Below are 20,409 nucleotides of genomic sequence, written 5' to 3' on the forward strand. Positions count from 1 at the left end.
TAATTGAGGACGACAAACCTACTCGTTTTCGACGTTATTCACAAACCTATTACACCATGACAAGTAGCTCATTAACAATAGATTTAGACAATTGTTGAAATTTTATCAAATACCTTTTCTGTGGAGAATTAAACAATCTCAATATCTTCGCCGCAATGACACTCTCCAAATACAATGTGGTCGGAATAATGTCCGGCACTTCCCTCGATGGGGTCGATCTTGCATATTGCACTTTTTTACATGAATTAAACTGGAAATTTCAATTCCATTTTGGGAAAACTATTCCTTATAGTAATCAGTGGAAAGAAAAGTTAAAGACTGCGCAGTTCCTGTCGCCGGAAGAACTCAATGCTCTTGACGAAGAATTTGGGACTTACCTTGGCGGGTTGGTCAAAGATTTTATAGATGAAAGAAATCTTGAAGTTGATTTTATCTCATCTCATGGTCACACCATTTTCCATCAACCTCAGAAAGGAATCACTGTTCAGATAGGTTCCGGTCAGGCAATTAAAAATGTAACCGGTAAAACTGTTGTCTGTGATTTTAGAAAAGGAGATGTGGCTCTGGGCGGACAAGGAGCGCCATTGGTACCAATAGGCGACAAGTTACTTTTTTCTCAGATGGATTATTGTCTGAATCTGGGTGGCATTGCTAATATTTCATTTGAAAAAAATAATGAACGAATTGCTTTTGACATCTGTGCCTGTAATATTGTGTTGAATGAACTTGTTGGGGAGCGTGAACTGGTATATGATGAAGACGGCGAAATTGCGCGAACCGGAAAATTAAATAAAGCGCTACTTGAGGAATTGAATCAGATCAACTTCTATAAACAACCATTTCCAAAATCACTTGGGCGGGAGGATATTGACAGAGAAGTTTTTCCGGTATTGGCAAGATACGAGATCAGTCTCGAAGACAGATTGAATACCTTTTGTAAACATATTGCAATTCAGATCAGCGAAGTTCTTGGGAAAGATATCTCGGATGCAAAAATGCTGATCACGGGTGGTGGAACACTGAATAAGTTTTTATTGGAATGCATAGAAGATAAATGCAATCTGAAAATTGTCATTCCGCCTAAAGAAATTATCGACTTCAAAGAGGCCATCATTTTTGCTTTTCTGGGAGTGTTGAGAATAAGAAATGAAATCAATTGTCTGAAAAGTGTGACCGGAGCCGAACGAGACTCTAGTGGCGGGGTTGTTTTTCTGCAGTAGGTTACTTTTTCAGGCGACCCGTTTGAGGTCAAAGGTAAAGGGTCAAAGGTTATTTAGTGTCGTACACCAATTGACCTTTGACCCTTGACCTTTGACCTGATTACCTAAGGAAAAAAGTTTCAGTTAAAAGTCATCATCATCATCCTCGAAATCTCCAATCGGAGCATCGTCATCAAGTTTGATGTCATCATCATCGTCATCATCTTTAGATACTACTTCATCAACTTCGTCTGAATCATCAGTTTCATCAACGTCAGCATCTTTAAGATCAATTTCTTCAATATCGACGATTAATAAATCATCATCATCATCATCATCAATGATAATAGCTTTTGGTTTAATTGCCTGAGCTTTTTTCGGTTCAATATTTTTTGCAACCGGAACTACTTTTTTCGGAGCAGCTTCTTTTTTAGCGGGAGCAGGTTTTTTAGCTGCCGGTGCTGCTTTCTTAGCAGGAGCTTTTTTAGCCGGTGCTTTTTTCTTAGCAGCCGGTGCAGCTTTTTTCTTAGCAGGAGCTGCCTTTTTAGTTGCTACTTTTTTCTTCGCGGCTTTTTTAGCCGGAGCTTTTTTGGTAGCTTTCTTAGCAGCTTTTTTAGCCGGAGCTTTTTTCGCTGCTTTTTTTACTTTGGATTTCTTAGTTGCTTTCTTTTTAGTTGCCATGGCTGGATGTCTGGTTTTGACAGTATGCAATATTAAAAGGTTAGTTTCAAAATTACAATATGATTGTCGTTAATTCCAAAAATAATTAAATATTTTTTTTCTCCGGAATAAATTCAATCTCGTGGAATAGAATTCTTAATGAGATCAGACAAAAAAGGGCAAGGACAGAGTAGTTTTTCTGAGAAAGATCCGGTCGATTTTAACCATGTTATTTGCTCAGGAATCCTTACGTTTGCGCTTCCAAATAAACGTATGAAAAATAATACTACAGCAGAGGTGACATCAATCAGGGAATTGATTCAAAGGTTTGAAGAAAAGCGTCCGGAAATCGTTTTTGAATGGAAGGACAGCGAAACTGAAGCGGAAGGGTGGGTAGTAATCAATTCACTTCGTGGAGGTTCTGCAGGTGGAGGTACCAGAATGAGAAAAGGCCTGGATAAGCGGGAAGTTGAATCTTTGGCTAAAACAATGGAGATAAAATTCTCTGTAAGCGGCCCTGAAATAGGTGGTGCCAAGTCTGGGATTAATTTCGATCCGCAAGATCCCCGGAAAAAAGGAGTGCTGGAAAGATGGTTCAAAGCCGTTATGCCTTTGCTGAAATCCTATTATGGAACCGGCGGTGACCTGAATGTGGATGAGATCCATGATGTAATTCCTATTACAGAAAAATATGGTCTGAAACACCCGCAGGAGGGTACTGTTGTAGCACATTTGAAAGTTTCAGAAGAAAAAAAGGAAAGAATTATCAGACAATTGCAAGTTGGTGTGAAAAAAAGACTTGACAGTCCGGTGTACTCTCCGGATATCAATCGGATGATCACAGTTGCCGACATGATTACCGGATATGGAGTTGCACATGCAGTTTATGCGCACTATAAATTGAATGGAATTGATATTAAGGGTAAGCGTGCAATAGTTCAGGGTTGGGGAAATGTTGGTGCTGCTGCCGGATTTTATCTGGCACAAATGGGAGCAAAGGTCGTTGCGATAATCGACCGCCTTGGGGGTGTTATGAATAAGAATGGTTTTTCTTTTGAAGAGATCACTTCGCTTTACCTTGAAAGAAACGGAAACCAATTGAATTCGTCAGCAATTATTCCTTTCGAAGAGATCAATAAGAAAGTATGGGAAATGGGCGCGGAGATTTTTATTCCTGCTGCTGCTTCCCGGATTGTCAATGAAGCAGAAGTAAGATCGCTGCTTGAAAATGGATTGGAAGTAATTTCATGCGGAGCGAATGTCCCTTTTGCAGACAAAGAGATCTTTATGGGACCAATTGCTGAGTATGCAGATTATGAAGTAAGTGTTATACCAGATTTTATTGCCAACTGCGGAATGGCAAGAGTTTTCAGATATCTGATGACTGATAATGTTCCAATCACAGATGAAGCGATATTTAAAGATGTTGCTTCTTGTATTTCTGCTGCATTGGAAGAAGTTCAAAATGTTAATTCTTCAAAGGTGAATATCAGTAAAACAGCTCTTGAAATTGCAATTAAAAAACTTCTGAAATAATTACTTGATGGGTAAGATTAATGTATTGGATCACACTTTTCTTGGGAATACGATTGAAACTTACCTGTGGTTTTTCGGGATCTTATTCGCCGGAATTATCCTTAAAAAATTTCTTACAAGAATTCTGACGCGATTTGTGTACGAAATTTTCAAACGCTATGGCAAGACAGTCGGTGTAGAAACTTTTATAAAACTGATGAATCGCCCATTGCAGTTTTTTATAATGGTACTCATCGTCTATATGGCATTTAATCGTTTATCATTTCCTGTTGAATGGCATATCGGTCCTCAACACAAATTTGGTTTAAGGCTTGTACTGTTCAGATTATTTCAAGGTGTACTTATCTTCTCTATAATCTGGATAGCTGTCAGGACAATAGATTTTATAGGAATGATTTTTCTTTCCCGTGCACGACGAACTGAAAGCAAATCAGATGATCAACTGGTCCCGTTTGCAAAAGAAGCTATCAAGGTGATAGTAGCTGCAATTGGGTTTTTGATTCTGATCGGTGTAGTTTTCAATCTGGATATTGTAAGTCTTGTAACAGGATTGGGAATTGGAGGTTTGGCCTTTGCCTTAGCAGCAAAGGAAACATTGGAGAATCTGTTAGGATCATTCACTATCTTTCTTGATAAACCATTTGTAGTTGGCGACTCTGTAAAAGTTGGAAACATAGAAGGAAAAGTTGAATCAATTGGTTTCAGATCTACACGGATCCGTGCTGTCGACAGAATGATTGTCATTGTTCCCAATAAAAAATGACCGATGCAGAATTGATCAATGATACTGATAGAGCGTCTCGTCGTTCTTCTTTCACCATATCACTTTCAAATCAGACTGCAGAAATTCAAATGCGAGCGATCATAACAGAGATCAGGAGAATGCTCACAAATTTTACACTTATCGAACCTAATCCAACGGTTCGTTTCAAACAAGTGAATACAAGTTCACTCGATATTACAGTTGCCTTTTTTGTTCTTACTCCCGACATGGATGAATACCTCGCTCTGCAGGAAGAAGTAAATTTCGAGATCCTGAAGATCATGAAAGCTAATAATGCTTCTTTTGCTACGCCGACTTCAACTGTTTTTTACCAATTTAATTATTGTTCTCTCCAATCGCAATATATTTTTGGTTCCATGAAAAAGAAAATTGAATTTTCTACAGCGCGGTTATATACTTTGTTTTATAAACAGATTTTAATAAACCTGATGCTTATTTGCATGGGAAATATGGCATATGCATCACTTGGTGTATCGGTCGCAAATTCTAACTGGACAAATGCATCAACCTGGAGTTTTAGTGGAGTGAACCGTCTGCCAAATTGCAGTGATTCAATCAGGATCGGAAGCAGTAATACTGTGACTGTAAATAGTCAGGTTGATTATACAGCATGTTCCGGACCTATGATCATATATGTATATGGAATTTTAGAATTCACGAATGGAAATAAGCTGGATCTTCCTTGCGGGTCTGTCGTCTTTATTATGTCCGGTGGTCTGATTAAAAAAAGTACTGCAGGCGGAGGGAGTTCGACATTAATAAGTATCTGCGGCGTTACAGAATGGAAAGCCGGTGACGGTCCACTTTCCGGAGTAGACACGCTAGGATCTGCTACAACCTTGCCTGTAGAATTGATAAATTTTGAAGCAGATAAAGTTGATGGGGCAGTAAAATTAACCTGGTCAACTGCTACCGAAGTCAATAATGAATATTTTACCATAGAGCGAAGCAATGATGGAAAACATTTTGGCGAATTAGAAAAAATCACCGGTGCCGGAAATTCTTCTTTTAGTAATACCTATTCCATGCATGACAATGACCCGCTTGAAGGTGTTTCTTATTATCGTTTAAGTTAGACAGATTACGATGGTAAAAGAGTGACATTTCCTACCGTTGCAATTAGAAATGTGAAAGGTGATAAGAATGAAGTTTTACTTTTGAATAATCCTTTTGTAAGTAGTATAGCATTTTCAACAAAGCACATCAGAACAGGTGAATTGCAGATCTCACTATTCACTGCAGACGGCAGAGTAGTGCTGGAGGAAAAAAGAATAGCCAATGAAAACTCTTTTTATACTATTGATAATTTAGAACATTTAAGTAATGGGTTTTATTTGTTGCAAATAAGACAAACAGGACAGATTATACATTCTTCCACAGTAATTAAAAACTAACAAATAACGAATAGCTAACAACTGGTTAGTTATAAATATAAAGTTTCTGCCCCGCCTGATCATAATCCACACGGTATTGTTTCATAGGCGTTGTTGCCGGGCTTGAAATAACAGAGCCGTCGACCAGATTATATTTCGAGCCGCAATGAGAATCTTCGACTGTTAATCCCCCTGTAACGACATTTAATAATGCATCAGCATTAGTTGGGTCATAAGTACACCCTCTGTCAAAGACCACCCATTCGTCGATGGAACGGTGGTATACGATGAGACCTTTATATCCGGCATCATCGATGTACATATAATTACCTACAATTTGCAGGTAATTGTAAGGCGGAAGGTTCATGTAAACGAACTTGCTGACACTTACGGAAGGGAAATTTGCGTTAACAGATGATTTCTTGCATCCGGAAGATGGAAGAATTATAACAATCAGTATTAGTAAGATTAATTTTTTAATGAGAAACTTCATCGGCAAATTTGTATGGCATTGATTACCTTTGCAAGATAATCAATCTTATAGAACGTATGAACAGATTAACTATTCTGATGATATCAGGCTTTATTTTGTTTTCATGTAAGAATTCCGGAAACAAAGAGAATTCTCAAGTACAAGATTCTTCAGCTGTAGAGTCAAAGAAATCCGGCGAATCGGAGTATACTTGTCCGATGCATCCCGAAGTTGTCAGAAAGGAAGCAGGAACGTGCCCGCAATGCGGAATGGAATTGCAAATAAGAAGTTGAGATATCAATAGAATACAATTAATTGAAATTCGTTTGAGGAATGTCGGGATTAACCTTATAGAAAGACTTAAGAAAAATGGGAAATAGATTTGGGGATAAAATTAAAATGGTACTGAAAAGTATGCTTGTTCTGGTTATCTGCGCTTTGCCATTCGCTTCATTTTCTCAGGATGTGGATGCGCGATCGCCCAAGCCAAACAGCGGAAGTAGCCAGCAAGTGAAAGCAGACAAAAAGAAAGAAAAGCAGAAAAAGGAGGCTGCCAAAGGAATTGAAAAAGGAAAGCAGCGGCACGAGAAATTGCAGGCAAAGAATACAAAGAAAATGATGAAGGCAAGTAAGCGAAAGTCAAAGCGTTGGAATGAAAATAAAAGAGAGTTCTTTTTAAAACGCTGGTTTACCAAAAAACATCATTAATTTATGCCTTAACGAATAACGTATAACTAGACTGTATTTGTAAACTCGACTTTTTTAATTGTAGGAGTTGTGTATTGGAAAGTAATTTCGATTTTTTTTAAATGCTAATTTTTCACTTCACTTCACTTCACTTCACTTCACTTCACTTCACTTCACTTCACTTCACTTCACTTCACTTCACTTCACTTCACTTCACTTCACTTCACTTTTTACTGTAAGATTTCACATTTAATTTACAAATACCTTGACTTAAATAGTTTATTTTTGGTTCAGATGGATTGCGTTTATTTTGAAGAAAGAATTTCAATTTTTTAGTACTGGAATTTTAATGATCCGGGAATTATTAAAAATTTTATAATTATTAAAATTTATGAAGTAATTAATTTAATAAATCTTCGAAATTGCTGAAATAAGCCACAGTGGCGGGTTTCGGGCAATATAAAAAACGGGAATTAATTAAAAAAACCTGTAAACCGCATCAAATAAGGCTTTCAGCGCATATGACCCTCCATTTGCCAAGCGTAGCAAGTCATTCGCCAAATACTTACTTAAGTTTTGTATAAAAAACTTTTTGGGGAGAGTGTGAAGATATAGTTTTGTGGATATATAATTTATTCCACCACATGAACACAATTACCCACGCAAAAAGTGTTGCGGCAAAACAATTTACGAGCCGTGCAAACACATTGTCAGTAAAGCAATCAGCGAAAGGCAATTTGCTTTTATCAATCTGGCAAGCATTATTCGGAAAAAGCACAGGTTATGCATTTCCTAAAATCGCCGGACTGTTTTTAGTCGGGATTTTATCTATCCAACAATCTTCTGCACAGCAATTAGTAGATGAATTTACCAGAGGCAATAGTAATACTGTTGGTGGTGGATGGAGTGAAGATGAAAACAGTTCTTCCTATTGTTCAGTTAATACTAATAGATTGCAGATAGGAGGGAATAATGATGATGCAGATTTCATTTATAGAGATGCATCTTCTCTTTTCAATACCACTTATTCTACTAATACTGCACTCATGACGTGGCAGTTCAATATGAGGCAGAATGATGCTACTCCTAATGGATTTGATGGGAATAGTGCAGGTGGTATGGCTTATGTTCTAGGTTGTTCTGAATCCTCCTTTACTACTAATTCTGGCGAAGGGTATGCGGTCATATTTGGGTCATCTAGCAGCACGGATGTTGTACGTTTAGTTCGTTTTTCCGGTGGTGTTGATGCAGAGGCCAACTTCACAAGCATCGTTGCAGGAACAACCGGTTATGGTACGCAATATTTTGCCGTTAGAGTAACATATAATCCCGCAACAACTCAGTGGTCATTATATTTAAATGTAAATGCAAGTAGCTTTAATGATCCTAATACTGCACCATATACTTTAATTGGTCAGGCAAATAATACTACTTATACATCACAAAATTTAGATTATACAGGTTGTTTTTATAAGCATGGTAATAATGGCGACTTAGCTTATTTTGATAACGTTTGGGTGCCAACAAGTGCGCCGGTTATTATTACGCAACCTGCAGCAACTGTAAATGGTTGTAATGGGTCCAGTGTTACATTTACTGCAAATGCAAATTTTGATACCGGCAGACAGTGGCAGAAATTTATTTCAGGTGTGTGGACTGCTATTGGCGGTGCGACAAATGATACTTATACCATCAACCCTGCATCTCCAGCTGACGCCGGAGATTATCGCGTTGTATATACAAACGCAATCGGCACTGCTACTTCTTCGGTTTCAACTTTAGCAGTTGGAACACCTTCTGTTGGTGGAACAGTGGACTTTTCAATGACAGTATGTACCGGACAAAATAATTCTACATTAAATTTAAGTGGACATACAGGTTCTGTGACTCGTTGGGAATTATCAACAAATGGTGGTACTTCTTGGAGTAATATTTCTAATACAACGACATCCCATCCTTATTCAAACATAACACAAACCACTATGTATAGAGCTGTTGTAACCAATGGTGGTTGTGCAAGCTCAAATTCTGTTCCGGCTACAATAACTGTAGTTCAACCTGCTCTCTTCTCCGTAACAGGTGGAGGAAATTTTTGTGCAGGAAGTGGAGCGAACGTTGGACTGAGTGATTCTGAAACAGGAGTCGATTATCAATTGATGAATGGTGTTACCCCGGTTGGTTCTCCAATTCCAGGTACCGGTAATGCAATTTCATTTGGGTTACAAGCTGCAACAGGTACATACACTGTTATCGCTATTCATAACGCTTATTTATGTGAACGCACAATGACCGGCAGTGCAAATCTTGTTTCATTGCCAGTACCGACTGCTACTGCTACTGCCAGTAATCATCTTATCTGTGGAACAGGGACTACAACTTTAACTTCAACAGGAGCTTCGAATACAACAGCGCTTAAAAATTTTGCAAGCGGAACACTAAATATGGGATTTACAAATACTAGTTTCGTTTCAGATACCATTACAGTTTACGATGCACCTACCTCAATGGCTGCTGTCACAAGTTTTTCGGTTACAGTTAACATTACTCATAGTTACGACTCAGATGTTGAGATTTATCTTGTCAGACCGGGAGGAACACTAACCGTAGCTGCTAATGGTACTTATACTCATACAATATCTGCCGGTGGTTCAGTTTGTTTAGCTGCTGATGCCGGTGGAACTGGAAACAATTTTACTTCTACAGTTTTCTCCAGTTTAGGAACGCAAACCTGTGTTGCAAATGGAAACCCTCCTTTTACAGGAACTTTTCTTCCGGAGAACGCATTCTCAACTCTAACAGGAGATCCAAATGGTGTTTGGACATTAAAAGTTGCTGATGATGCAGCCCAAGATAACGGAACATTGTTGAATTGGACAATAACAATGAATACAATTTCTGGTGTTACATATACTTGGACTTCTTCTCCATCCGGATTCTCTAGTTCCGTTCAAAATCCAGGAATAATCTCGCCAACAATTTCGAGAGATTATATTGTAACTGTTACAGGAAATGGAAATGGTTGTACAGCATCTGCATCGACAGGGGTTGTAAATGTTTCTCCTGCCATGACAGCATCATGCAGCATAGTTAATAATGCAACTTGCGTTGGCGCTAACGATGGATCAATTAATGTTACCGTTTCCGGTGGTACTGCTCCATATACAGGAACAGGAACTATCGCAGGATTAGGTGCCGGTTTACATACATTCACCGTAACAGATGCATTAGGATGTACTTCAACTTGTTCATCTACTATAACTGTTGCAGATGCAACACCACCGGTTATTTCCGGTTGTCCGGCAAACTTTACTGTCAACTCAGATCCGGGTCAATGTGGTGCAATTGTAACCTGGATCGAACCAACTGTTACAGATAATTGTTCAGTTGATTTCTTTACATCGAATTATTATAATGGAGATCTTTTCTCTATTGGTTTAAATAGCGTAACATACATTGCACAGGATCCTTCAGGAAATCAATCGTTATGTTTCTTTGACGTAACGGTTCTTGATGTTGAAGATCCGATCATAACTTGTCCTGCAGACATTACAGTGGGAAGTACACCGGGATTATGCGGAGCTATTGTATCATTTACTGCAAGCGCTACCGATAATTGTTCTGCAACACTTTCTTATGTTCCGGCATCAGGCTCAACATTCCCTATCGGAACAACATCTGTTACTGCAACAGCAACAGATCAGGATGGAAATACAGACGTATGTACATTCAATGTTATAGTTACCGATACAGAATTCCCATCTTTTGCAGGTTGTCCGTCAGACATAACAATTGGTACAAACGGTTCTTGCGACCGTATCGTAACTTGGACACCGCCAACAGCGGCCGACAATTGTTCAGGAGTGACTTTAAGTTCAAGTCATAATCCGGGCGATGTTTTCCAATTAGGAACAACAATAGTAACATACACAGCAATTGATGCTGTTGGAAATACGACGATCTGCACATTCAACGTTCTTGTTGAAGACACAGAAGATCCGGTTGTAACTTGTCCGGCAGATACCACAGTAACGGCAAATTCAGCAGGGTGTTCAGCAATTGTGACTTTCAGTGCATCAGTGACAGATAATTGTTCAGCTACATTATCTTATTCACCTGCTTCAGGTTCAACTTTCTCAGGAACAACTCCGGTGACAGTTACAGCAACCGATCCGGCTGGAAACACTTCAACATGTACATTCAACGTAATTGTTGTAAACGACTTAGTTGCATCTTCTTCAGCAACTTCAATTCTTTGTAACGGTGGAACAGCAACAGTTACAGTTTCAACAACAGGAGGAACGGCACCTTATTCAGGTGATGGAACATTCACAGTAACTGCAGGAACTTATAACTACACAGTAACAGATGCTAACGGTTGTACATCTTCTACATCGATCACAGTTTCAGAACCTGCTGCATTAGTAGCATCATCTTCTGCAACTGCAATTCTTTGTAACGGTGGCTCAGCTACAGTAACAGTTTCTGCAACTGGTGGAACGGCACCTTATTCAGGTGATGGAACTTTCACAGTAACTGCAGGAACTTATAACTATACAGTAACAGACGCAAACGGTTGTACTTCTTCTACATCGATCACAGTATCAGAACCGGCTGCACTTGTTGCATCTTCTTCTGCAACTGATATTCTTTGTAATGGTGGAACAGCGACAGTAACAGTTTCAGCGGTAGGTGGAACGATACCTTATTCAGGTGACGGTACATTCACAGTTGGAGCAGGTACATATAATTACACAGTAACAGATGCGAATGGTTGTACATCATCAACAAGCATTTCTTTATCAGAGCCAAGTGCAGTTGTGGTAACAGCAACACAAGGCGCAGATATTCTTTGTAACGGCGGATCAACGACGGTAACAGTTTCTGCAACAGGAGGAACATCACCTTATACAGGCGAAGGTACATTCACTGTAACAGCAGGAACACATAACTATACAGTAACAGATGCTAACGGTTGTACCGGAAGCACATCGATCACAGTTTCAGAACCTGCAGCACTTGTTGCATCATCTTCAGCAACTGCAATTCTTTGTAACGGTGGTTCGGCAACAGTAACAGTTTCTGCTATAGGTGGAACAGCACCATATTCAGGTGACGGAACATTCACAGTAACTGCAGGAACTTATAACTACACAGTAACAGACGCTAATGGTTGTACATCTTCTACATCGATCACAGTTTCAGAACCGGCTGCACTTGTAGCTTCATCTTCTGCAACTGATATCCTTTGTAACGGTGGTTCAGCAACAGTAACAGTATCTGCAGTTGGTGGAACAACACCTTATTCAGGTGATGGAACATTCACAGTAACTGCAGGAACATATAACTATACAGTAACAGACGGTAACGGTTGCTCATCTTCAACATCGATCACGGTAACAGAGCCGGCAGCATTGGTAGCATCTTCTACACAAGGAGCAGCAATTCTTTGTAACGGAGGAACGACAACAGTAACTGTTTCTGCAACAGGTGGAACAACACCATATACAGGAGACGGTTCATTTACAGTTGGAGCAGGAACACATAACTACACAGTAACAGATGCGAACGGTTGTCCATCACTAACAAGCATTACGATAACTGAACCAAGTGCTGTTGTAGTAACAGCAACACAAGGAGCAGATATTCTTTGTAACGGCGGATCATCATCTTCTGCAACTGCAATTCTTTGTAACGGTGGTTCAGCTACAGTAACGGTATCAGCAGTTGGTGGAACAGCACCTTATTCAGGTGACGGTACTTTCACAGTAACTGCAGGAACTTATAACTATACAGTAACAGACGCAAACGGTTGTACTTCTTCTACATCGATCACAGTATCAGAACCGGCTGCACTTGTTGCTTCATCTTCTACAACTGATGTTCTTTGTAACGGTGGTTCAGCTACAGTAACAGTTTCTGCGGTTGGTGGAACAATACCTTATTCAGGTGATGGTACATTCACAGTTGGAGCTGGAACTCATAACTACACAGTAACAGACGCAAACGGTTGTTCATCTTCAACAAGCATTACAGTATCTGAGCCAAGTGCAGTTGTGGTAACAGCAACACAAGGAGCAGATATTCTTTGTAATGGCGGATCAACGACAGTAACAGTTTCTGCAACAGGAGGAACTTCACCTTATACTGGCGAAGGTACATTCACAGTAACAGCAGGAACACATAACTATACAGTAACAGATGCTAACGGTTGTACCGGAAGCACATCGATCACAGTTTCTGAACCTGCAGCACTTGTTGCATCTTCTTCAGCAACTGCAATTCTTTGTAACGGTGGGTCATCAACAGTAACAGTTTCTGCTGTAGGTGGAACAGCACCATATTCAGGTGATGGAACATTCACAGTAACTGCAGGAACTTATAACTACACAGTAACAGACGCAAACGGTTGTACATCTTCTACATCGATCACAGTTTCAGAACCGGCTGCGCTTGTAGCTTCATCTTCTGCAACTGATATCCTTTGTAACGGTGGTTCATCAACAGTAACAGTATCTGCAGTTGGTGGAACAACACCTTATTCAGGTGATGGAACATTCACAGTATCTGCCGGAACTTATAACTATACAGTAACAGATGCAAACGGTTGTACTTCATCTACATCGATCACAGTAACAGAACCGGCAGCATTGGTAGCATCTTCTACACAAGGAGCAGCAATTCTTTGTAACGGAGGAACAACTACAGTAACGGTTTCAGCCGTAGGTGGAACAACAGCTTATTCAGGTGATGGAACATTTACAGTATCTGCAGGAACTTATAACTACACAGTAACAGATGCGAACGGTTGTACATCTTCTACATCGATCACAGTATCAGAACCTGCTGCACTTGTTGCTTCTTCTTCTGCAACTGATGTCCTGTGTAATGGTGGAACAGCTACAGTAACAGTTTCGGCAGTTGGTGGAACAGCACCTTATTCAGGTGATGGAACATTTACAGTATCTGCAGGAACTTATAGCTACACAGTAACAGACGCAAACGGTTGTACATCTTCAACATCGATCACAGTATCAGAACCTGCAGCACTTGTTGCATCATCTTCTGCAACTGATATCCTTTGTAATGGTGGAACAGCAACAGTAACAGTTTCTGCAGTTGGTGGAACAACACCTTATTCAGGTGATGGAACATTCACAGTAACTGCAGGAACTTATAGCTATACAGTAACAGACGCTAACGGTTGTACATCTTCAACATCGATCACAGTAACAGAACCTGCTGCACTTGTGGCTTCATCTTCTGCAACAGATATCCTTTGTAACGGTGGAATAGCGACAGTAACAGTTTCTGCAGTAGGTGGAACAACACCTTATTCAGGTGATGGAACATTCACATTATCTGCAGGTACACATAACTACACAGTAACAGATGCAAACGGTTGTACATCTTCAACATCGATTTCAATATCAGAACCAGCTGCACTTGTTGCATCATCTTCTGCAACTGATATTCTTTGTAACGGTGGTTCAGCTACGGTAACAGTTTCTGCAGTGGGTGGAACAACGCCTTATTCTGGTGATGGAACATTCACAGTATCTGCAGGAACTACAACTACACAGTAACAGACGCTAACGGTTGCTCGTCTTCAACATCGATCACAGTATCAGAACCGGCTGTACTTGCTGCATCTGCAACAAGCACTGATGCGTCTTGTTTAACATGTGCTGATGGTACAGCAACGGTATCCTCAATAACAGGAGGAACTGCGCCGTATACGGTCACTCCAACATCTCCTGCAACAGGATTGTTAACAGGAAATTTCTGCTTCACAATTACAGATGCTAATGGTTGCTCAACTACTGCATGTACAATGGTTGGATATATTGCTTGTAACATTACTGCAAGTGTAATTGAAACAGCTCCGATACTATGTAATGGTGGAACAGCAACAGTTGTTGTGTCTGCAGTCGGTGGAACTGCGCCTATCACAGGTGAAGGTACATTCAGTGTACTTGCAGGAACACATACTTACACAATAACAGATGCTAATGGTTGTCCGGCAACAACTTCAATTACAATCAGCGAACCGGCTGCTTTGATCGCTTCATCTACACAGGGAGCAAGTATTCTTTGTAATGGCGGATCAACGACAGTAACGGTTTCAGCAGTTGGTGGAACAGCACCTTATTCAGGTGATGGAACATTCACAGTATCTGCAGGAACTCATAACTACACAGTAACAGATAATAATGGTTGTACATCTTCTACATCGATCACAGTATCAGAACCGGCTGCACTAGTTGCATCGTCTTCTGCAACTGATATCCTTTGTAACGGTGGTACATCAACAGTAACAGTTTCAGCGGTTGGTGGAACAACACCTTATTCAGGTGATGGAACATTCACAGTATCTGCAGGAACACATAGCTACACAGTAACAGACGCTAACGGTTGTACTTCATCCACATCGATCACAGTTTCAGAACCGGCTGCACTTGTTGCATATTCTTCTGCAACTGATATTCTTTGTAATGGTGGAACAGCTACGGTAACAGTTTCAGCAGTGGGTGGAACAACACCTTATTCAGGTGATGGAACATTCACAGTAACTGCCGGAACTTATAACTATACAGTAACAGATGCAAACGGTTGTACATCTTCAACATCGATCACAGTATCAGAACCGGCTGCACTTGTAGCTTCGTCTTCTGCAACTGATATCCTTTGTAACGGTGGATCATCAACAGTAACAGTATCTGCAGTTGGTGGAACAACACCTTATTCAGGTGATGGAACATTCACAGTAACTGCCGGAACTTATAACTACACAGTAACAGATGCGAACGGTTGTACATCTTCTACATCGATCACAGTATCAGAACCTGCTGCACTGGTTGCATCATCTTCTGCAACTGATATCCTTTGTAACGGTGGAACAGCTACAGTAACAGTATCTGCAGTTGGTGGAACAGCACCTTATTCAGGTGATGGAACATTCACAGTAACTGCCGGAACTTATAACTACACAGTAACAGATGCTAACGGTTGTACATCTTCTACATCGATCACAGTATCAGAACCTGCTGCACTTGTTGCATCTTCTTCTGCAACTGATATCCTTTGTAATGGTGGAACAGCTACAGTAACAGTTTCTGCGGTAGGTGGAACAGCAGCATATTCAGGTGATGGTACATTCACAGTAACTGCAGGAACTTATAACTATACAGTAACAGACGCTAACGGTTGTACTTCATCTACATCGATCACAGTAACAGAACCTGCTGCACTTGTTGCATCTTCTTCTGCAACTGATATCCTTTGTAACGGTGGATCATCAACAGTAACAGTATCTGCAGTTGGTGGAACAGCACCTTATTCAGGTGATGGAACATTCACAGTAACTGCCGGAACTTATAACTACACAGTAACAGACGCTAATGGTTGTACATCTTCTACATCGATCACAGTATCAGAACCTGCTGCACTGGTTGCATCTTCTTCTGCAAATGATATCCTTTGTAATGGTGGAACAGCTACGGTAACGGTTTCTGCATTGGGTGGAACAACGCCATATTCAGGTGATGGAACATTCACAGTATCTGCAGGAACTTATAACTATACAGTAACAGACGCTAACGGTTGTACATCTTCAACATCGATCACAGTATCAGAACCTGCTGCACTTGTTGCATCTTCTTCTGCAACTGATATCCTTTGTAATGGTGGAACAGCTACAGTAACGGTTTCAGCAGTTGGTGGAACAACACCATATTCAGGTGATGGAACATTCACAGTATCTGCAGGAACATACAACTACACAGTAACAGACGCTAACGGTTGTACATCTTCAACATCGATCACAGTATCAGAACCTGCTGCACTTGTAGCTTCGTCTTCTGCAACTGATATCCTTTGTAATGGTGGATCATCAACAGTAACAGTATCTGCAGTGGGTGGAACAACACCATATTCTGGTGATGGAACATTCACAGTATCTGCAGGAACTTATAACTACACAGTAACAGATGCTAACGGTTGTACTTCATCAACATCGATTACAGTATCAGAACCGGCTGCACTGGTTGCATCTTCTTCTGCAACTGATATCCTTTGTAACGGTGGTTCAGCAACAGTAACAGTTTCTGCAGTGGGTGGAACAACACCATATTCTGGTGATGGAACATTCACAGTAACTGCAGGAACTTATAACTACACAGTAACAGATGCGAACGGTTGTACATCTTCTACATCGATCACAGTATCAGAACCTGCTGCACTTGTTGCATCTTCTTCTGCAACTGATATCCTTTGTAATGGTGGAACAGCTACAGTAACGGTTTCAGCAGTTGGTGGAACAACACCATATTCAGGTGATGGAACATTCACAGTATCTGCAGGAACATACAACTACACAGTAACAGACGCTAACGGTTGCTCTTCTTCTACATCGATCACAGTATCAGAACCGGCTGCACTTGTAGCTTCGTCTTCTGCAACTGATATCCTTTGTAATGGTGGATCATCAACAGTAACAGTATCTGCAGTGGGTGGAACAACACCATATTCTGGTGATGGAACATTCACAGTAACTGCCGGAACTTATAACTACACAGTAACAGATGCTAACGGTTGTACTTCATCAACATCGATCACAGTATCAGAACCTGCTGCACTTGTTGCATCTTCTTCTGCAACTGATATTCTTTGTAACGGTGGTTCAGCAACAGTAACAGTATCTGCAGTTGGTGGAACAGCACCTTATTCAGGTGATGGAACATTCACAGTAACTGCCGGAACTTATAACTACACAGTAACAGATGCGAACGGTTGCTCTTCTAGCACATCGATCACAGTATCAGAACCAAGTGTTTTGGTTGCATCTTCGTCAGCTTCTACGATCGATTGTATCGGTGGAACAACTGATGTGACTGTATCAGCAACAGGCGGAACAGCTCCATATTCAGGAACAGGATTGTTCAACGAAGCTGTAGGTACTTATACGTACACTGTAACTGATGCGAATGGTTGTACAGCTACGACAACGATCACATTGACTCAAGTCGATAATCAGGATCCAATCATCGTTGGTTGTCCAAATAATATTACGATCAACACTTCAGGCGCATGTACTCAGGTAGTGAACTGGATCACGCCAACTGTAACAGATAATTGTTCTGCAACATTGACCTCGACTCATAACTCTGGCGATGTATTCTTAATCGGAACTACTACAATAACGTATACTGCTGTTGATCCAAATGGAAATTCAGCTACATGTTCATTCGACGTTACAGTTGAAGATCACGAAAATCCTGTTGTAACTTGTCCTGCTGATATTGCAGTGAACAATGATGCAGGTGATTGTGGTGCAGTTGTAACTTATTCAGCAACTGTAGCAGATAATTGTTCAGCAACACTTTCGTATTCTCATGCTTCCGGTTCAACATTCGCTATCGGAACAACAGTTGTAACTGTAACAGGAACTGATGCTTTTGGAAATTCTTCCAGCTGCTCATTCAATGTTGTGGTTACAGATTCTGAATATCCGGTACTTACAGCATGTCCTGCAGATATCATTACATGTTCACCGGTTGTAACATGGACAGCACCAACTGCAACAGATAATTGTTCAGTAACAGTATCTCCTGACATTAATCCGGGATCTACATTCCCGGCAGGTACAACTTTAGTGACCTATTCAGCTGTTGATGCATCAGGAAATACAACTACATGTTCATTCAATGTAACCGTTAACCTTCCATCTACAGATCCGACATCCATTTCAAGTTCAAATGGTATTTCAATGTGTAACAGTGGAACAACAACACTAAGTGTAGTGGGTGGTTCATTAGGAACAGGAGCGCAATGGGTATGGTATAGCGGAAGTTGTGGCGGAACACCTGAAGGTACAGGTGCGTCGATCACTGTGACTCCGGGAGCAACAACGGATTACTTCGTTCGTGCAGAAGGTGGATGTGCAAACACAGCTTGTGCATCACAAACGATCACAGTTTATACAGGAGCTCCGGCAGGAGTTGTTAATACGATCAACGGTGCGATTTCAGTATGTCCGGGTTCTTCAGGAGTATATACTGTAAACGCAGTTCCAAATACAGGTTCATATGTTTGGTCTGCACCGGCTGGTACATTGATCAATGGATTACCTAGCCCGGTTAGTACGACAACAAATTCTGCAACGCTAACATTTGGTACATTACCAATTGGACAATCAGGTTACAATATCTGCGTGTTTGCAAGCAATGATTGTGGTTCTACAGCAGCGAAATGTGCATGGATCCGTGGAGATTTAAGTACGCCAAATTATTTCATCGCACCAACAGTAGTTTGTGCAGGAACAACGGTAACTTATGAAGTAAGTCCACTTGCAGGTGCATCTAATTATATCTGGACAGCAACAGGCGGAGCAACGATATCAGGAACAGGAACAAGTGTTCAGGTAACCTTCCCTGCTAACTATACTACAGGTACAGTTTGTGTTGCGGGTCAGTCGCCATGCGGATTAACAAGTGCACAACGTTGTGTAAGTGTTTCTTCAAGCCCAGGGCTTCCGGGAGTAATTACAGGTTCTGTGAAAGTTTGTCCAGGATCATCAGAAGTATATAGCATTGCAGCCGTGAATGGAGCAACATCTTATATCTGGACTGCACCTGTTGGCGCATCGATCAATGGTCCTTCAAATGGATTAAGCATAACGATAGATTATACGGCTGGATTTGTTTCAGGTCAGGTAACAGTTAAATCGGTTAATTCATGCGGTGCACAAAGTGGTGTTCGTGCTAAATCTGTATCAACAGGAAAACTTCCGACACCGGGTAACATTGTAGGTGATCCGACAAATGGAGTTTGTGGTCAGACCTACCAGTATTCGATCTCTTCACTTGCAAATGCGACAGCAGGTTATGTATGGACAATTCCTGCAGGTGTTACAGTGATCGGACCGGCAACAAGCAATAGTATCACTCTTCAGTTCCCTTCAAACTTCGTTTCAGGAGTATTGAGTGTAGCAGGTAATAACAGTTGTGGATTAGGTTATATGCGTTCGATCAATGTATATGGTAACCCTGCAACTCCGGGTGCAATTACAGGAGCAACAAGTGTATGTTCAGGTAGCGTAGAAATGTATTCATGGGCTCCGGTTCCGGGTACATCATACTATCAGATTCAGGCTCCGGTTGGTTCAACGATCTTAAGTGGAAATATTACAACTAACACATTCGTATTGATTCAATGGGGAACAACCGGTGGAAACATTGGAGTGAAAGCGATCAATGGTTGTGGTGTTTCAGGAACAAGAACTTTGAATGCTTCAATTGCTTGTCGTACTGCTGCAGAAGAAGTTCTGACTGACAAACTTGTTGTAGAAGCTTATCCGAATCCAAATCATGGTAAGTTCTCAGTAAGCGTGGATAGCAAAATTGATGCGACTTATACACTTCGTATTCTTGATCAGACAGGAAGAATTCTGAAATCTTCAGTGATGAATGCAACAGAAGGCATGAATATCCAGGAATTTGATCTGGATGGAATTGCAGCAGGTATTTATATCCTCAGATTAGAAACTGAAAGCAGAGAAGTGATCAACAGATCGATCATTGTTCAGTAAAAAATATACTTACGGGGTATAACTACCGGAACTATATTCCGATAGATATTAAAGGAGTCCAGGTTTGGACTCCCTTTTTTTGTGCCCAAAACGAAATAAGTTTGAGTTTGTAG

12 protein-coding genes are annotated in these 20,409 nt (G+C 40.6%); 9 read left to right on the forward strand and 3 right to left on the reverse strand.

Annotated features, from left to right (window positions below):
* Nucleotides 1–155: 155 nt before the first annotated feature.
* Nucleotides 156–1,220 carry an anhydro-N-acetylmuramic acid kinase gene (locus tag IPL24_05125; protein ID MBK8363070.1) on the forward strand — a complete coding sequence of 355 codons (1,065 nt, stop codon included), beginning with the start codon at nt 156–158 and terminating at the stop codon, nt 1,218–1,220.
* Between the two features lie 123 nt (nt 1,221–1,343).
* Here the strand turns inward: IPL24_05125 and IPL24_05130 are convergent, their stop codons facing one another.
* Nucleotides 1,344–1,880, reverse strand: coding sequence for a hypothetical protein (locus tag IPL24_05130; GenBank protein ID MBK8363071.1), 537 nt, complete (start codon nt 1,878–1,880; stop codon nt 1,344–1,346).
* Nucleotides 1,881–2,165: 285 nt separating this feature from the next.
* On the opposite strand from IPL24_05130, the gene IPL24_05135 reads away from it, so the two are divergent.
* The 4 genes from IPL24_05135 to IPL24_05150 are packed head-to-tail and all read left to right on the forward strand — an operon-like array spanning nt 2,166 to nt 5,573.
* Nucleotides 2,166–3,395, forward strand: a complete 1,230-nt coding sequence (locus IPL24_05135) for a Glu/Leu/Phe/Val dehydrogenase (protein ID MBK8363072.1) — start codon at nt 2,166–2,168, stop codon at nt 3,393–3,395.
* A gap of 7 nt (nt 3,396–3,402) precedes the next feature.
* A complete protein-coding gene (locus IPL24_05140) occupies nt 3,403–4,158 on the forward strand; it encodes a mechanosensitive ion channel (protein MBK8363073.1) in 756 nt (251 codons plus the stop codon).
* Entirely contained in the window at nt 4,155–5,255 is a 1,101-nt protein-coding gene (locus tag IPL24_05145) for a mechanosensitive ion channel family protein (protein MBK8363074.1), read from the forward strand. Before IPL24_05140 ends, IPL24_05145 begins: the two co-directional genes overlap by 4 nt.
* Before the next feature lie 21 nt (nt 5,256–5,276).
* The gene (locus IPL24_05150; GenBank protein MBK8363075.1) at nt 5,277–5,573 is read left to right on the forward strand and encodes a T9SS type A sorting domain-containing protein; all 297 of its coding nucleotides are present in this window, start codon (nt 5,277–5,279) and stop codon (nt 5,571–5,573) included.
* 25 nt (nt 5,574–5,598) lie between these two features.
* Here IPL24_05150 and IPL24_05155 read toward each other — a convergent pair whose 3' ends face one another.
* Nucleotides 5,599–6,045 carry a hypothetical protein gene (locus tag IPL24_05155; protein MBK8363076.1) on the reverse strand — a complete coding sequence of 149 codons (447 nt, stop codon included), beginning with the start codon at nt 6,043–6,045 and terminating at the stop codon, nt 5,599–5,601.
* A 56-nt stretch (nt 6,046–6,101) separates the two neighbouring features.
* On the opposite strand from IPL24_05155, the gene IPL24_05160 reads away from it, so the two are divergent.
* From IPL24_05160 to IPL24_05170, 3 genes are all read left to right on the forward strand, one after another.
* Nucleotides 6,102–6,317, forward strand: coding sequence for a hypothetical protein (locus IPL24_05160; protein MBK8363077.1), 216 nt, complete (start codon nt 6,102–6,104; stop codon nt 6,315–6,317).
* 76 nt (nt 6,318–6,393) lie between these two features.
* The gene (locus IPL24_05165) at nt 6,394–6,732 is read left to right on the forward strand and encodes a hypothetical protein (protein ID MBK8363078.1); all 339 of its coding nucleotides are present in this window, start codon (nt 6,394–6,396) and stop codon (nt 6,730–6,732) included.
* A 623-nt stretch (nt 6,733–7,355) separates the two neighbouring features.
* The gene (locus IPL24_05170) at nt 7,356–14,294 is read left to right on the forward strand and encodes an HYR domain-containing protein (GenBank protein ID MBK8363079.1); all 6,939 of its coding nucleotides are present in this window, start codon (nt 7,356–7,358) and stop codon (nt 14,292–14,294) included.
* On the opposite strand, the gene IPL24_05175 is transcribed toward IPL24_05170, so the two are convergent.
* On the reverse strand, nt 14,284–14,568 hold the full coding sequence (locus tag IPL24_05175) for a hypothetical protein (protein ID MBK8363080.1): 285 nt from the start codon (nt 14,566–14,568) through the stop codon (nt 14,284–14,286). The two genes, IPL24_05170 and IPL24_05175, sit on opposite strands and share 11 nt — an antisense overlap.
* Between IPL24_05175 and IPL24_05180 the strand changes: the two genes are divergently transcribed.
* Complete coding sequence (locus IPL24_05180; GenBank protein ID MBK8363081.1) at nt 14,543–20,296, forward strand: HYR domain-containing protein; 5,754 nt, start codon at nt 14,543–14,545, stop codon at nt 20,294–20,296. The two genes, IPL24_05175 and IPL24_05180, sit on opposite strands and share 26 nt — an antisense overlap.
* Nucleotides 20,297–20,409 lie beyond the last annotated feature (113 nt).

The sequence above is a fragment of the Bacteroidota bacterium genome, assembly GCA_016711505.1.
Taxonomy (GTDB): domain Bacteria; phylum Bacteroidota; class Bacteroidia; order AKYH767-A; family 2013-40CM-41-45; genus JADKIH01.

Bases quoted from the DNA above. Each gene is read 5' to 3' on its own strand.
- IPL24_05130 (MBK8363071.1), bottom strand. From the start codon at position 1,880: ATGGCAACTAAAAAGAAAGCAACTAAGAAATCCAAAGTAAAAAAAGCA.
- IPL24_05140 (MBK8363073.1), top strand. From the start codon at position 3,403: ATGGGTAAGATTAATGTATTGGATCACACTTTTCTTGGGAATACGATT.
- IPL24_05125 (MBK8363070.1), top strand. From the start codon at position 156: ATGACACTCTCCAAATACAATGTGGTCGGAATAATGTCCGGCACTTCC.
- IPL24_05175 (MBK8363080.1), bottom strand. From the start codon at position 14,568: ATGTTACAAGCAATATATCCAACCATTGTACATGCAGTAGTTGAGCAA.
- IPL24_05155 (MBK8363076.1), bottom strand. From the start codon at position 6,045: ATGAAGTTTCTCATTAAAAAATTAATCTTACTAATACTGATTGTTATA.
- IPL24_05165 (MBK8363078.1), top strand. From the start codon at position 6,394: ATGGGAAATAGATTTGGGGATAAAATTAAAATGGTACTGAAAAGTATG.
- IPL24_05170 (MBK8363079.1), top strand. From the start codon at position 7,356: ATGAACACAATTACCCACGCAAAAAGTGTTGCGGCAAAACAATTTACG.
- IPL24_05160 (MBK8363077.1), top strand. From the start codon at position 6,102: ATGAACAGATTAACTATTCTGATGATATCAGGCTTTATTTTGTTTTCA.
- IPL24_05180 (MBK8363081.1), top strand. From the start codon at position 14,543: ATGGTTGGATATATTGCTTGTAACATTACTGCAAGTGTAATTGAAACA.
- IPL24_05145 (MBK8363074.1), top strand. From the start codon at position 4,155: ATGACCGATGCAGAATTGATCAATGATACTGATAGAGCGTCTCGTCGT.